Here is a 15,971-nt window from a genome sequence, read left to right on the forward strand (position 1 = left end):
CGCAGCTATAAGTATGGCAACAAACGTAGTGGCTCCTATAATGTTGACTAAAATTCAATCGAAAGTGTCCCTACCACCGTGAACGGTGCGCCGGGAATAACTGTGTTTCTGCCAAAGTTAAATGACTCAATATACCTGACACCAAAGATGTTTTCAAAATTAATTGCGGCTCTCCAGTTATCACGCTTGTAATAAATTGTAGCATCAGTTCGCAGATAACTAGGTAATGTGAAAGTATCATCAGATGTGAGGGTAGGAATGTCACCACCTACTCTATCTGAAAGGTAATATAGTCCCAAGCCAAAACCTAAACCTTCCAAATCACCTCGGAGCAATTGATAAGTTGTCCATAGGCTTGCTTTGTGTTCGGGTACTTTGGGGACTCTAGAACCCACTATAGGAGCATCAGGAGAATCACTACTTTCTGTGATTTCAGCATCGGTATAACCGTAAGCAGCGATGATATTCCATCCAGGCAAAATTTCACCAGTTACATCTAGTTCAATTCCTCGGCTTCTCTGCTCTCCAATAGGAATGCTAAAACCATCAGGGTCATTTGGATCGGGTGTAGCAATATTTGTTTTAGTAATTTGATAAGCTGCTAAAGTCGCTGCAAATTTTTCATTAAAATCTGCTTTGATCCCCACTTCATACTGAGTTCCGCGCTCAGGTGGCAAAAACGTAGAATCAGCACGTTGGGCAGAATTCGGGGCAAACGAGCGACTATAACTGGCATAAAGTGAAATGGGTTCAATTGGCTGGTAAACAACACCAATTCGAGGGCTGAACGCTTCGTCATACTGAAGAGTACGAGTATCTGAAAGGCGATCGAACACGTCTCGATCGAGAATGTCAAAACGACCACCCAGCAGTAACTTGAAATTGTTTGAAAGTGCTATCTGATCTTGTAAATAAATACCTAGTGTATCAACCTTATCCTTACCATCTCGAACTACATCGGTGAGTTCAGAAAGCGCAGGTCTAGGAATAACGTTGTAAACTGGGTCGAAAATATTGATAGATGGAGTTAGCCCTTCAGGTAGTCGGCTCTGTGAACCATTGCTCTTTTGCCGAGCGAGTTCAAGCCCAAACAAGAGTGTGTGTTCGATTGAACCCGTCGCAAACTCACCAACAAGATCCGTTTGAAGCAAGTAGGCTTCACGGTAATCATCATTGGAACGGAAGTTGCGTGTTAATTCGCCAGTTTCTTCGTCCACCTCTAGAGGCTGGGCGCGGTAATCAGCAGTATCTTGTGAAGTGTAGCGAAAGGCATTGCGGAGGGTTAAGTTGTCGTTGAAGCGATGTTCTAGGCGATAACCAATATTTACCTCTTGTGTTGTACGTTCATCTCCTGGTTCGCCCAAGAATCTACTATAGGGAATGTCAGCAATTCCTTGACCAAAAGCAACTATGCCCTGGTCAAATGTGCGCTCGTCGTTGACATAACTAACATTAAACAATATGTTAGTGCGATCGCCCAGTTTAAACTCAAACACTGGTCCGACAAAGAATCGCTCACTATTGACAAAATCCCTGAAGCTACCAGCATTCTCATAAGCAGCATTCAGTCTATACAGTAATATTTCATCTCGATCGTCGAGAGGTCCAGATAAATCAATAGCAGAACGGTAGTAATCGAAGTTGCCTGCTGAGAAATCAGCCGAATAATAAGGGATATTCAGAGGTTTTTTCGTAACTAAATTAATGATTCCTCCTGGTTCAGCATTTCCATATAATACAGAAGCTGGACCTTTAACAACTTCTATCTGCTCAATATCGGCAAGTTCTCGCAATGCAAAGCCGACCTCCCTTAAACCATCACGAAAAGTAGAATTAAAATCAAAACCTCTAATATTTACATTGTCATTTGTTCCACCAAAAGTATCGCCTTCTACAACACCACTAACGTTACGAATTGCGTCTGTGAGCCGAATGACTTGTTGGTCTTCTAGAACTTGTCTTGGGATTACCTGAATTGACTGGGGAATGTCACGAACTGGGGTATCGGTTCTAGTAGCCCCTGATGCTTCTGGCACACGATATGTATCTTGTTCACCTCTTACAACTATCTCAATAGGTTCTTCATCTTCAGGTGTCTTAGCTGTGGATTCTTCTGAACGAGCCTCACTAGAACGTTGTTCTGCTGGTGGTGTCTGACTAGCGGATGTAGTTGGTGTCACCCCAAAAATTAAACTTTCATTATCATCAAACAACTCTACAGTTGGCGCACTTGCTTCACCTGTCACCGTTACCCGAACTGTATTCGCATCTAAGTTTGTTACGGAAACTGCTGTAATTCCTGTAAATGGTTTTTCTTGAGTGAATGCGTTACCAGTCGATAGACGTAATTGAGCATTGGGAATATCTACAATAAAATTATTCCCCTCACTTTTGTTGAGAGGTTTCAACTGTTCGCTTTGAGGTGATTCTAAAATTATCTCAAGTTGCTTATCGAGTTGCTTGAGTTTGACTCCGGTAACTTGTACAACTTCCGTTGCTTGAGCTAGCTTTTGAATATTTTTGCCGCTGTGTTGTGATGTCTTTCTTGCCAGTCTATGAGGTTGAGTTTTAGTTTTTTTATAAGTCGCATTTCGATCGGTAAAAGTTGTTTCTTGCTGCTTTTTAGAATGTTGTAGTTCTTGACTTAAAGCGGGAGTTGCTAACAATAAAGCAAATGAGCCTGTAAATATTAAGCTTTTAAGCAACAGCACTAGTTTCATTTATTTCCTCACACATGGTTAAAAAGCTGTTAACACCCTGATGCAGATGCTTATTAAAATTTATTAGCACCAGTCCTATTCAGATTAGATTATTAGTTTATCAAAAATTAGTTAACATATACATATTTTTGCATAGTTATGTCAATTAGCTAAGATTAAGTTATTGTACTTACGTAGCTCCCATGTCAATTGTGTAAAAAGTTACTAAGTAGGAATGCAAAATTCCTGCCTTAATGATTTTAGAGCAATATCGATCGTTTTGATGGTTTTTTTCTAGTGATGGCTATGCTCAGGGAAAGCAGGCTTGTAACAAAAATAACTATACAGCATCTATCTAAAGAATGAAACTTTTCTAAAAATCCGAGGTGTTTAGGATCGGAATCTCACAAATTTTAGTGAAAAGAAAAATTAAAAGAGAATTATTCGCGTTAATGTGATATACATGAATGTTGAGAATAAATTGCAAGACTGCGTGTAAGGTTCTTATTTATGGATTCTGACGATCGCTAAACTCACCCTTGACCGAGACTGTGCGCGAATTTGGATTTGGTCAAGAAGTCTACAAATCGCTAGTACAGTTTCAGCTACACCACTTATGACAGTTACACTCCAAGATTAAGCGTGCATCTCAATGTCTGAACAAAACAATATTCAAAGCTGTAATGCTATTGAAAGCATGAGCAAATTTTCGACTATTGTTGAACTTTTGCGTTATAGAAGCAATATACAGGGCGAACAACTTAGTTACACATTCTTAGCAGATGGGGAAACCCAAAGCGATCGCCTCCTTTATCAAGATCTAGATAGATGTAGTCGGGCGATCGCCTCTCAACTCCAAAGCTTAGGTTTAAGTGGAGAGCGTGCTTTACTGCTTTATTCACCAGGTTTAGAGTATCTTGCCGCCTTTTTCGGGTGTTTGTATGCTGGGGTTGTAGCAGTTCCAGCTTATCCACCACGCAACCAACGTAATACCCCCAGAATTTTAGCAATTTTAGAAGATGCACAAGCAGCGATAATTCTGACCACCACAGCCATTTTGCCGCAATTGCAATCTTTGTTTGTCGACAAAATCAATAAGATTCACTGGCTAGCTACTGATAACCTCGCTCCTGGTATAGAAGAAGCTTGGCAAGAGCCTTTTATTAATATAGATACATTAGCCTTTCTGCAATATACATCTGGTTCTACTGGTACGCCCAAAGGTGTAATACTCAGTCATGGCAACCTACTTCACAATGCTGAGGTAACGCGCCAGTATATGGAACATACCTCTAGTAGTAAGTTTGTGAGTTGGCTGCCTGTTTATCATGACATGGGTTTGATTGGTGGCGTACTACAACCTTTATATGGTGGTTTTCCTTGTATTATGATGCCGCCAGCAGCTTTTCTCCAACGTCCTTATCGTTGGTTACAAGCAATTTCTCGTTATGGAGGAACCACCAGTGGCGCGCCTAACTTTGCTTACGAGCTTTGTATTGAAAAAATTACGCCCGAACAACGCTCAACCTTAGATTTAAGCAATTGGAGTGTAGCTTTCAATGGTGCTGAACCCATTCGTCAAGAGACTCTAGAGAAGTTTGCAGCCACCTTCGCTGAATGCGGTTTTCGTCCAGAAGCTTTTTATCCTTGCTATGGCATGGCAGAAGCCACTTTAATGGTATCTGGGAGCGTCAAAGCTGCGTTGGTAAGTAGCATATTTCTGCAAAAAAACGTTTTAGAACATAACCGTCTGACTCATGCGGTTGCTAACACAGAGAATTCAATACAATTAGTCGGATGTGGTCGAGTTGTACCACAACAAGAGGTTGTAATTGCCAATCCAGAAACCTTAACTCTGTGCGATCCCGACCAAGTTGGGGAAATTTGGGTTGCAGGTCCTAGTATTGGTCATGGTTACTGGAACCGACTAGAGGAAACTGAACAAACCTTCCACGCTTATCTACAAGACACGGGACAAGGGCCATTTTTACGGACTGGGGATTTAGGCTTTCTGCACAATGGCGAACTCTTTATTACAGGTAGAGCTAAAGATTTAATTATCATCAGAGGGCGTAATCTCTACCCACAAGATATTGAGTTAACCGCAGAACGCAGCCATAAAACATTACGAGCAGGAAGTGTTGCAGCTTTCGCTGTAGAGGTAGAAAAAGAAGAACGATTGGTAGTTGTACAAGAATTAGAGTTTCGTGCCAAACCTAATATAGATGAAGTGACAGCTGCTCTTCGCCAAGCAATCACAGAAGAACATGAAGTAGAAGTTTATGCAGTTGTTTTAATCAAAGCCGGCACTATTCCCAAAACTTCTAGCGGTAAAATCCAACGTCGAGCTACCAAAGCAGGATTTTTAGCAGGTACATTAGAGGTTGTTGGTAGTAGTATTCTGGAAATTACCCAGACAACAGAACTAGAAGAAGTTCTGACAGACAAAGAATTACTAACACTAAAACCAAAACAACAACAACAATTATTAAACTTCTATTTACAAAAGCTGGTAGCGCAGGTACTAAGAGTAAAACCTTCGCAAATAAATCTAGAGCAACCTTTAAGTAGTTTGGGTCTAGACTCCCTAAAAGTTTTCGAGTTAAAAAACCGGATCGAGGTTGATTTTGGCGTAACTCTATCTGTAGCTAACTTCTTTGATGGTGCTGGTATTAGTGAGCTAATAATCCAAATATTAGATAAAGTTAACAACAACCTCACTAGTGAATACTTGCCTATCTCTAAAGTAGAGACAACCATTAACCAACATCCACTTACCTTTACTCAACAGCAGTTGTGGTTTATCAATCAACTGCAACCTGGAACAGCTACATATAACATTCCCGTAGCTATTCATCTGACAGGAGAGTTGAATGTTCCTGCATTAGTCCGTAGCCTCAACGAAATTATTCAAAGACACGACATCTTACGAACCAGCTTTGAGTTAGTGAATGGTGAACCTATCCAAAAAGTTGCACCTATAGCCCCATTCACTTTACCAGAAGTTGATTTGCGTCATTTGTCTGATGAACAAAAACAGGCTGAAGTACAAAAGCTATCTTTGCAAGAGGCTCAGTCATCTTTTGATTTAGGACAAGCACCTTTGTTGCGGGCAAAACTGCTGCACTTGCAAACAGAATCGATATTACTCATAAATCTGCATCATTTGGTTGGTGATGGTTGGTCAATCAAGGTACTAGTTCAAGAATTATCTACAATTTATCAAACTTTTGCTAATGACAAAATATGTCAACTACCTCAGCTTCCTGTACAATATACAGATTTTGTGTATTGGCAACGAAATTGCTTGCAAGATGAAGTTATAGAAAAGCATTTAGTTTATTGGAAGCAGCATTTAGGTGGAATGCCTGTATTGCAATTACCGACCGACCGCCCCAGACCACCAATACAAACTTTTAAAGGAGCGCAGCAGAAGTTTGTATTGTCTCCACAGTTAACCCAAGCAATCAAACAGTTAAGCCAAAAAGAAGGTGTAACCTTATTCATGACCTTGCTAGCGGCTTTTCAAACATTGCTTTACCGCTATACAGGTCAGGAAGATATTCTTGTCGGCTCACCAATTGCTAACCGTACCCGTACTGAACTAGAACAGCTAATTGGGTGTTTTATTAATACTTTAATATTGCGTACCACTCTAGAAGGGAATCCCACATTTACAGAATTGTTGGGGCGAGTGCGAAAGGTAGCAGTTGAGGCTTATACTCATCAAGATTTACCTTTTGAGAAGTTAGTAGAAGCATTACAACCAAATCGGGATCTCAGCTATAACCCATTGTTCCAGGTGATGTTTGTGCTTCAAAATCCTGCTACAAACAGCATCTGGAAAACTGAGGAGATAGAGACGGGAACAGCCAAATTTGATGTCCTTCTATCAATGATTGAGAGCGAAGAAGGATTAACAGGAACGCTAGAATACAACACCGATTTATTTAATGCAGATACCATAGCTAGGATGGTTGGACATTTCCAAACCTTGCTAGAGAGTGTAGTTAGTGATTCCCAGCAGCGTATTGCTGAGTTACCAATATTGACACCTGCTGAACGTCAGACGCTACTAGTAAACTGGAACAGCACGCAGGTTGATTATCCTCAATACGCTTGCATTCATCATTTGTTTGAGGCGCAGGTAGAAAAAACACCAGATGCGATCGCGCTCATTTTTGCTAACCAACAACTTACCTATCGAGAGTTAAACAATCGAGCCAATCAACTAGCTCACTACCTACAAAATTTAGGGGTGAAACCAGAATCCTTAGTTGGGATCTGTATGGAACGCTCTATCGAAATGGTAGTTGGAATATTAGCAATTATGAAAGCAGGCGGTGCATATCTGCCGCTAGATCCTAACTATCCTCAAGAGCGTTTGGCATTCATGCTAGAAGATGCTCAATTATCATTATTGCTAGTGCAACTGCATCTAGTTAATGAACTACCAGCACACACAGCCAAAGTAGTAACTATAGATACTGATGGTGCAGCATTTGCTGACTACAGCCAAGCTAACCCTTTTATTAGCGTTCAGCTAGAAAATGCAGCTTACATAATTTATACTTCTGGTTCCACAGGAAAACCCAAAGGAGCAATTAATACTCATAAGGGTTTATGCAACCGCTTACTATGGATGCAAGATACTTACCAATTGGAAGAATGCGATCGCGTTTTACAAAAAACACCCTTTAGTTTTGATGTTTCTGTCTGGGAATTCTTCTGGACTCTATTTACTGGCGCAACTCTAGTCATAGCTAAACCCGGTGGACATCAAGATGCAAGCTATCTATTGCAACTCATTACCCAGCAGCAAATTACGACATTGCACTTTGTTCCTTCAATGCTGCAAGTGTTTTTAGAGGAACCAGAACTAGAAAAGTGCCATAGTATTAAACGTGTAATTTGTAGTGGTGAAGCACTACCCTTTGAACTACAAAAACGCTTCTTTGAGCGTTTGGATGCAGAATTACACAATCTCTATGGTCCCACAGAAGCGGCAATTGATGTAACTTCTTGGAAATGTCAAAAAAACAGCAACGAGAAAATAGTTCCTATCGGTCGTCCTATCGCCAACATCCAGATATACATATTAGACAATTATTTGCAACCTGTTCCAGTTGGTATTCCTGGTGAGTTGCATATTGGTGGTGTAGGTTTAGCGCGGGGCTATCTGAATCGACCAGAATTGACTAATGAAAAGTTTATTTCTAGTCCGTTTGAACCAGAAAAACGCCTTTATAAAACAGGAGATTTAGCGCGTTACCGTTCTGATGGTAGTATTGAATACTCAGGCAGAATTGACTATCAAGTAAAAATTCGAGGTTTCCGTATTGAACTAGGAGAAATTGAAGAAGTCATAGCAGAATCTTTCAATGTGCGAGAAACGGTAGTTCTTGCCAAAGAAAACCGCCTGATTGCTTATGTAGTGCCTAAGGAAAAAATTACATTTTCTATCAATGAATTGAGGCATTTCCTCAAGAAAAAGCTGCCTGAATATATGCTTCCTTCTGTATTTGTAGTTTTAGAAGCATTACCTCTTACATCTAATGGCAAAGTAGACCGTCGTGCTTTACCTGCGCCAGATAAATTGCGTCCAGAATTAGCAAATAATTATCAAGCGCCTCAATCTGAAGTAGAAAAATTAATAGCTAAGGTTTGGAAACAGGCGCTACAGTTAGAAAGAGTAGGTGTTCATGATAATTTCTTTGACATTGGTGGGCATTCATTGTTAGTGGTGCAGGTTAGTAACCAACTTAGAGAAATCTTGAACTGGGATTTATCAGTTGTAGAAATTTTTCAAAATCCGACTATTAAGTCGCTGGCGGAACATTTAAGACAAAAATCATTAGCACAAAAAAATTTAGAGAAGACGCATGAAAGGGTAGGCAAACAAAGAGAAGCTTTGAACCAACGCAATCAAGTATTAATGAAAAACCGGAAGAATCTTAAGTAATAAGGAAATTGTTAGTTATGGAAGGCATTGCCATTATTGGCTTGGCAGGGCGTTTCCCTGGAGCAAAAAATATTGCGGAGTTTTGGCAAAATTTATGTGATGGAGTTGAGGCAATTTCTCAATTTAGTGATGAAGAATTAATTGCTGCTGGAGTAGATCCATCATTACTCAAGGAGCGTAACTATATAAAAGCGGGTGCTGTATTAGAAGATATAGATTTATTTGATGCTGGGTTCTTTGGTGTTAATCCTAAAGAAGCTGAGATGACCGATCCGCAACATCGGTTGTTTTTAGAATGTGCTTGGGAAGCATTGGAAAATGCTGGCTATGATGCTCAAAGATGCGAAAGCCGAATTGGGGTTTATGCTGGTGCTAGTTTAAATAATTATTTAACTTTTAGTTTAAATAGCGATCGAATTGGTTCAGCGCATAGTTTCCAAAAGCTAATTGGAAATGATAAAGATTTTTTGTCTACTCGCGTTTCCTACAAGTTAAATCTGACTGGACCTAGTCTCACCATACAAACGGCTTGTTCGACTTCCTTAGTTGCAACTGCTTTAGCTTGCCAAAGCTTACTAAATTATCAATGCGATATGGCTTTGGCTGGTGGGGCTTCGATTCGTGTACCCCAAAAAACAGGGTATTTACATCAAGAAGGGGGTATATTATCACCTGATGGTCATTGTCGCGCCTTTGATGCCAAAGCAAGAGGGACAATTATTGGTAATGGCGTAGGAGTGGTGCTATTAAAGCGGTTATCAGAAGCGATCGCAGACGGCGATCGGATCTATGCTGTGATTAAAGGTAGCGCCATCAATAACGATGGTTCGCTTAAAGTCGGCTATACTGCACCCAGCGTCAACGGACAAGCAGAAGCGATCGCCGAAGCAATAGCCCTGGCTGACGTCGATCCTGAGACAATTACCTATATCGAAACTCACGGTACAGGAACCGCTTTAGGCGATCCCATCGAAATTTCTGCTTTGACAAATGCTTTTCGGGCAGAAACTGAGAAGAAAGGTTTTTGTGCGATCGGTTCTGTCAAAACAAATATTGGACATTTAGACGCTGCTGCTGGGGTAACAGGTCTAATTAAAACCGCTTTGGCTTTACAACATAAGTTGATTCCTCCCAGTTTAAATTTTGAGCAGCCTAATCCAGAAATTGATTTTGCTAATAGTCCTTTCTACGTCAATAATCAGCTGACTGAATGGAATGCAACTTCTACACCACGTCGTGCAGGAGTGAGTTCTTTAGGTATCGGTGGGACGAATGCTCATGTCATTCTAGAAGAAGCCCCTTCTTTAAGAGAGCAGAGGAGCGCTTTAGCAGGGGAGCAGGGGAGAAATTATCAGTTGTTAGTACTTTCGGCTAAAACTGATTCGGCTCTGGAAACTGCTACTAATAATTTGGTTCAACACCTCAGACAGCATCCTGAGTTGAATCTGGCAGATGTAGCTTACACATTGCAAGTAGGGCGTGGCGTATTTAATTATCGCCGTGCGGTGGTTTGCCAAAGTACCCAAGAAGCCATAACCGCATTAGAAACTATAGATCCTCAACAAGTATTAACTCACTTTGAGGAACCAATCCAACGCTCTATTACTTTCATGTTCCCCGGACAGGGCGCTCAGTATGTGGAGATGGGTAAAGAACTTTACCAGACTGAGCCTACATTCCGTGAACTAGTAGATCGTTGTAGTTTGCTACTTGAACCGCATTTAGGTTTAGATTTGCGATCGCTTATTTATCCACAAGAGTCTGAAAAACAACCAGCAGCAGAACAACTCAAGCAGACGCAGTTTGCACAACCAGCATTGTTTGTAATTGAGTATGCCTTGGCTCAACTGTGGATGTCTTGGGGTATTTCTCCACAAGCAATGATTGGTCACAGTATTGGGGAATATGTAGCCGCTTGTCTTGCTGGTGTGATGAGTTTGGAAGATGCATTAACGTTGGTTGCTGTGCGTGGGCGGCTGATGCAGCAAATGGCTACGGGTGCAATGCTGTCTGTTTCCGCATCAGCAGCAGAAGTTAAAACTTTCCTCAACGAAGATTTAGCTCTAGCTGCTAATAATGCACCTTCCTTGTGCGTGGTTTCTGGAAGTTATGACGCAGTAAACAAGATTGCAGAAAAGCTAACAGCCAAGGGTATAGAGTGTCGCCGTTTGCATACCTCTCATGCTTTTCACTCTCACATGATGGAACCGATGTTAGAACCATTCATGGCGGAACTGAAAAAAGTCAACTTCAATCCTCCCGAAATTAGGTTTATTTCTAATTTGACGGGTACTTGGATTACAGCAGATCGAGCAATATCTCCAGATTATTGGGCGCAGCATTTACGTCAAACAGTACAGTTTTCATCGGGTTTATCAGTATTGTTGGAGGAAAGCGATCGCATTCTCCTAGAAGTAGGTCCAGGGCGTACTTTGTGTACTCTCGTCAAACAACACGCCCAAAAAGCAGGCGGACAAGTTGTATTACCTTCCTTACGTCATCCCCAAGAAGAAAAATCAGATATTAATTTCTTACTCAACATTTTAGGGCGGTTGTGGTTAGCAGAAGTTGAGATAAATTGGTCTGTTTTTTACGATCGCGAGCAGCGTTATCGAGTATCTTTACCGACTTATCCCTTTGAACGCCAGCGTTACTGGATTGAACCAGAAATACCAACTCAAGTATCTGCTAAAGTTGAGAGCAAGCAAGGTAAAAAGCCTAATATTAGTAACTGGTTTTATGTTCCTTCTTGGAAACGAGTTCCCCTCGTCAAAACAAAAGAGATTAGCTCTGATTGTTCTTTAGTTTTTATAGATGAATATGGCTTAGGTTCAGAACTTGTTCAACAACTACAACAACTTGGACAGAATGTAATTACCGTTAAGGGAGGAAAAGAATTTAATCAACTTGATAGCAATACATACGCTATCAATCCATCTCAAGCGGATGATTATCTCAACTTGCTGCGACAGTTACGAGAACAGGGTAAAACTCCTAAGACAATTACCCATTTGTGGAGTCTTCACCAATCGCAAACTTTATCTTGGGAAACAACTCAAAATTTAGGTTTCTATAGTCTTGTTTATTTAGCACAAGCCATTGGACAACAGCAGATAAGCGATCCAATTCAAATTTTAGTTATTGCTAATCATCTGCACGATATAACAGGAAATGAAGAATTATTTCCTGAAAAAACAACCATATTGGGTGCTTGTAAAGTAATTCCTCAAGAATATCCCAATATCAGTTGTCGTCTGGTTGATATTTTACTGCCCACATCAACAAGCGAAAATATTCTAGAACAGTTATTGGCAGAATTAACAGCAGAATTAGAAGAATCGATAATTGCCTACCGCAATAATTACCGTTGGGTACAAACATTTGAGCCTGTTACATTAGAACCTACTACCGAAGATAATATTCGTTTGCGGCAACAAGGAGTCTATCTAATCACAGGTGGGATGGGAGGTATTGGTTTAGTTTTAGCTGAATATCTGGCTAAAACTGTACAAGCCAAACTGATTTTATTAGGGCGTTCTCTCCCATCCGATCGCGAAAAAATCAAACAATTAGAAGCATTAGGTACAGAAGCATTGGTACTGGCTGCTGATGTGACGAATGAGGAACAGATGCACAGTGCGATCGCACAATCTTTAGAACGCTTTGGTACAATTCACGGTGTCATCCATACTGCGGGTGTTGCTGGCGCTGGGATGGTTCAACTCAAAACACCAGAAATTGCTGAAAGAGTTTTTGCACCCAAAGTTCAAGGAACAATAACTCTAAATAATGTACTCAAAAACATCAATTTAGACTTCTTAGTTCTTTGTTCATCCTTAAGTTCAATACAAGGAGGATTTGGACAGGTAGATTATTGTGCTGCAAATACTTTCTTAGATACCTTTGCTCATTGGAATACAACAACAAATAACAGCTTTACAGTTGCGATTAACTGGGACGCTTGGCAACAAGTTGGGATGGCAGTTAATACTAATGTTCCTGATGAAATTAAAAACTGGCGTGAAGAAAGTTTAAAGAATGCTATCTTGCCATCAGAAGGGGTAGAAGCTTTTAGCCGTATCTTAGCAAACTCGCTACCTCAAGTTATAGTTTCCACCCAAGATTTACTAGCAGGAATTGAGCAACTTAACCAATCAGTTTTATCTTTATCCTTTGCTAAAAAGTCTGTCAACTCTTGCCAAGTATCTGCCAGCAGGCATTCACGTACTCTGCAAGAAAATACCTATGTAGCTCCTCGTAACGAAATTGAACAAACTGTTGCCAATATCTGGGAAGAACTCATCGGTATTGAAAAAGTAGGGATTTACGATAACTTTTTTGAATTAGGTGGACATTCTTTACTAGCAGTCCAAACTATTTCCCGCCTTAGAGAAGCGTTTCAAGTCGAATTACCATTGCGTACCCTCCTTTTTGATGCGCCAACAGTTAGCGAATTAGCTAATGTCATTGCCCTGAAACAACCACAATCAGAAGAACTTGATGAAATCGCAAAATTATTAGCAGAAGTAGAAAACTTATCGATTGAAGAATTCCAAAAACAACTAGCCCAAGAATCACCAGTTAGTTAAATCAACTTTAATTTTGTATGTCCTTCTTTGCGCCCCTGCCATAATATATGGAATTCAGCATACTCTACTTTTCAGGCGACGGCTCAACAACTGAATCAGATAAATATCAACTGTTATTAGAAACAGCTAAACTCGCTGATAAACATGGATTTTCAGCAGTATGGACTCCCGAACGCCATTTTCATCCTTTCGGGGGTTTGTATCCAAATCCCTCGGTGATTAGTGCCGCCTTAGCAATGGTGACAGAGAAAATTCAACTCAGATCGGGTAGTATTGTAATGCCATTACAACATCCTGTCAGAGTAGCTGAAGAATGGGCAGTCGTTGATAACTTATCTGGTGGTAGAGTTGGACTTTCTTTTGCACCAGGTTGGCACGCCGATGATTTTTTATTACGACCAGAAAATTACACTGAACGTAAAGAAGTTATGTGGCGTGACATTGAGATTATGCAGAAACTTTGGCAGGGGGAAGAAATTGAATTTGTTAATGGTTCAGGCAATAAAGTTCAGATAAAAACATTTCCCTGCCCTATACAATCGCAAGTACCAATTTGGATTACTTGTCAAGCTGACGCTACATTTATTGGCGCGGCTAAGATAGGGGCTAATGTTTTAACTTCTTTGTTGTATGCCACCATTGATGATTTAGCTCAACAAATCTCTCTTTATCGTCGGACTTTGGCTCAACATGGTCACGATCCAAAAAGTTACAAAGTGTCTCTGATGATGCACACCTATATAGGAGATAATGAACAATTAGTTAAGCAACAAGTAAAGCAACCTTTTTGCAATTATCTCAAAACCCATTTTGGCTTAGTTGAGAACTTAGCTAAACGCATCAATTTTCAATTCAATCCCGAGAATTTTACAGAAGAAGACCGAAAACAGCTTTTAGAATTTGCTTTTGAGAGATATTTCCAACAAGGTAGAGTTTTAATTGGTACGCCAGAAAGTTGCCGTCAAACAATCGCACGTCTTCAAGAGATAGGAGTGGATGAAATAGCTTGTCTCGTTGATTTTGGTCTAGATTTTCAGACAGTGATGGCAAGCTTGAATAAATTAACAGATTTTAAGCAAAACTATCAGCTAAGAAAAGACACAAGTAAATATTCGAGTCTCAGCTTATTTGGGTGATTAATTGTGAAAGATATAAATGCAAGAATTGCCGCATTATCTCCAGAACAACGAGCATTGTTTGAAATGCGGCTTAAACAGAAGGGTTTAAATTCTGCCACAATTCAGTCAATATCTAAAAGAAAAGATACTAATTCATTGCCCTTGTCTTTTAACCAGCAAATGCTCTGGTTTCTTCACCAATTAGCCCCCCAAAGCCCTGTTTACAATATTCCTGTTGCTATTTTATTAGAGGGTCAACTGAATGTAAAAGCACTGGAGCAAAGCCTTAATCAAATCCGACAACGGCATGAAGTTTTGCAAACGTGTTTTCAGATGGTAGAGGGGCAACCTATGCAAGAGAGAGTTGCCGATTTAACCTTAGAGATGCCTGTCATTGATTTACAAGAATTTGCTGAAAGTAAACAGCAAGAATTGGTGCAAAAATTAGCAAAACAGGAAGCTCAATGTCCTTTCGATATATCGCGGGAACCATTGCTAAGAGTCAAGCTATTGCGGTTGCGTGAGACTAAATATGTAATGTTATTTACAATGCACCATATTGTTTCTGATGCTTGGTCTCGTGGCGTAATTATTCGAGAATTAGCGGCTTTGTATAAAGCTATTTGTTCTAATCAGCCGTCTCCCCTAGCGGAATTACCTATTCAATACGCAGACTTCGCTGCATGGCAAAGGGAATGGTTACAGGGAGAGGTTTTAGAGTCTCAGCTTTCTTATTGGAAAAAGCAACTGGAGGGTAAACTTCCGGTAATTAACTTACCTACAGATAAACCTAGGACAGACGTGCAGACTTTTCAGGGTGCTAGGCGATCGCTCATCTTACCAGAATCTTTAACTAAAGAGCTAAAGTCTTTTAGTCAACAGCAAGAAGTAACACTATTTACGACATTATTAGCTGGATTTTATATATTAATTAATTGGTATACACAACAAGAAGATATTCTTGTTGGTACAGATGTTGCGAATCGTACCTGGGCTGAAACTGAGGTATTAATTGGCTTTTTTATTAACCAATTAGTGCTAAGAACAAAGGTATCAGATAACTCTAATTTTCAAGAATTTCTTATGCAGGTGCGAGAAGTAACATTAGGTGCTTACTCTCATCAATCTCTGCCTTTTAGTAAGTTAGTAGAAGTTATCAATCCCGCTCGCGATCTCAGCCGTAACCCAATATTTCAAGTTAAGTTTGTCCTGCAAAATACCCCGATGCCGCCTTTGGAAATTGCGGGTTTGACTATCACTGTTTTGGATGATGTTGATAACGGTACTGTTCCTCTTGATTTGTTGTTAGACATGATAGAAACAGACAAAGGAATGGCGGCTATGTTGAGATACAATACAGACCTGTTTAATGTAAATAGTATTGATAATATGTTAAAAAATCTCGTGCAGGTTTTAACTACTATAATTCAAAACCCAACCTCTACAATATTAGAAATAAAAAATAATTTAACTTCTTTTAATCGTAAACAGACTGAGTCTCACAAAAATCAGCGTAAAGCATCTGAATATCAGAGCTTAAAAAAAATTAAAAGAAAAGAAGTATTTTTACAATAAATATAAACTAACGCTATTACACCTAAAA

At 40.0% G+C, this 15,971-nt stretch carries 5 protein-coding genes; 4 read left to right on the top strand and 1 reads right to left on the bottom strand.

Annotation, left to right across the window (positions count from 1 at the left end; translation table 11 throughout):
- Positions 1-47 precede the first annotated feature (47 nt).
- The gene (locus CHRO_RS18180) at positions 48-2,720 is read right to left on the bottom strand and encodes a TonB-dependent siderophore receptor (protein WP_015155698.1); all 2,673 of its coding nucleotides are present in this window, start codon (positions 2,718-2,720) and stop codon (positions 48-50) included.
- A 631-nt stretch (positions 2,721-3,351) separates the two neighbouring features.
- Here CHRO_RS18180 and CHRO_RS18185 point away from each other — a divergent pair.
- The 4 genes from CHRO_RS18185 to CHRO_RS18200 are packed head-to-tail and all read left to right on the top strand — an operon-like array spanning position 3,352 to position 15,943.
- Positions 3,352-8,661, top strand: a complete 5,310-nt coding sequence (locus tag CHRO_RS18185) for a non-ribosomal peptide synthetase (RefSeq protein ID WP_015155699.1) — start codon at positions 3,352-3,354, stop codon at positions 8,659-8,661.
- A gap of 17 nt (positions 8,662-8,678) precedes the next feature.
- Positions 8,679-13,250 (top strand): type I polyketide synthase, encoded by a 4,572-nt coding sequence (locus tag CHRO_RS18190; protein WP_015155700.1) that lies wholly within the window; start codon positions 8,679-8,681, stop codon positions 13,248-13,250.
- 47 nt (positions 13,251-13,297) lie between these two features.
- Entirely contained in the window at positions 13,298-14,386 is a 1,089-nt protein-coding gene (locus CHRO_RS18195; protein WP_015155701.1) for an LLM class flavin-dependent oxidoreductase, read from the top strand.
- Positions 14,387-14,392: 6 nt separating this feature from the next.
- The gene (locus CHRO_RS18200; RefSeq protein ID WP_015155702.1) at positions 14,393-15,943 is read left to right on the top strand and encodes a condensation domain-containing protein; all 1,551 of its coding nucleotides are present in this window, start codon (positions 14,393-14,395) and stop codon (positions 15,941-15,943) included.
- Positions 15,944-15,971 lie beyond the last annotated feature (28 nt).

Source organism: Chroococcidiopsis thermalis PCC 7203, assembly GCF_000317125.1.
In the GTDB taxonomy this organism is placed as follows: Bacteria; Cyanobacteriota; Cyanobacteriia; order Cyanobacteriales; family Chroococcidiopsidaceae; genus Chroococcidiopsis; species Chroococcidiopsis thermalis.

Bases quoted from the DNA above. Each gene is read 5' to 3' on its own strand.
- CHRO_RS18180 (WP_015155698.1), bottom strand. From the start codon at position 2,720: ATGAAACTAGTGCTGTTGCTTAAAAGCTTAATATTTACAGGCTCATTT.
- CHRO_RS18185 (WP_015155699.1), top strand. From the start codon at position 3,352: ATGTCTGAACAAAACAATATTCAAAGCTGTAATGCTATTGAAAGCATG.
- CHRO_RS18190 (WP_015155700.1), top strand. From the start codon at position 8,679: ATGGAAGGCATTGCCATTATTGGCTTGGCAGGGCGTTTCCCTGGAGCA.
- CHRO_RS18195 (WP_015155701.1), top strand. From the start codon at position 13,298: ATGGAATTCAGCATACTCTACTTTTCAGGCGACGGCTCAACAACTGAA.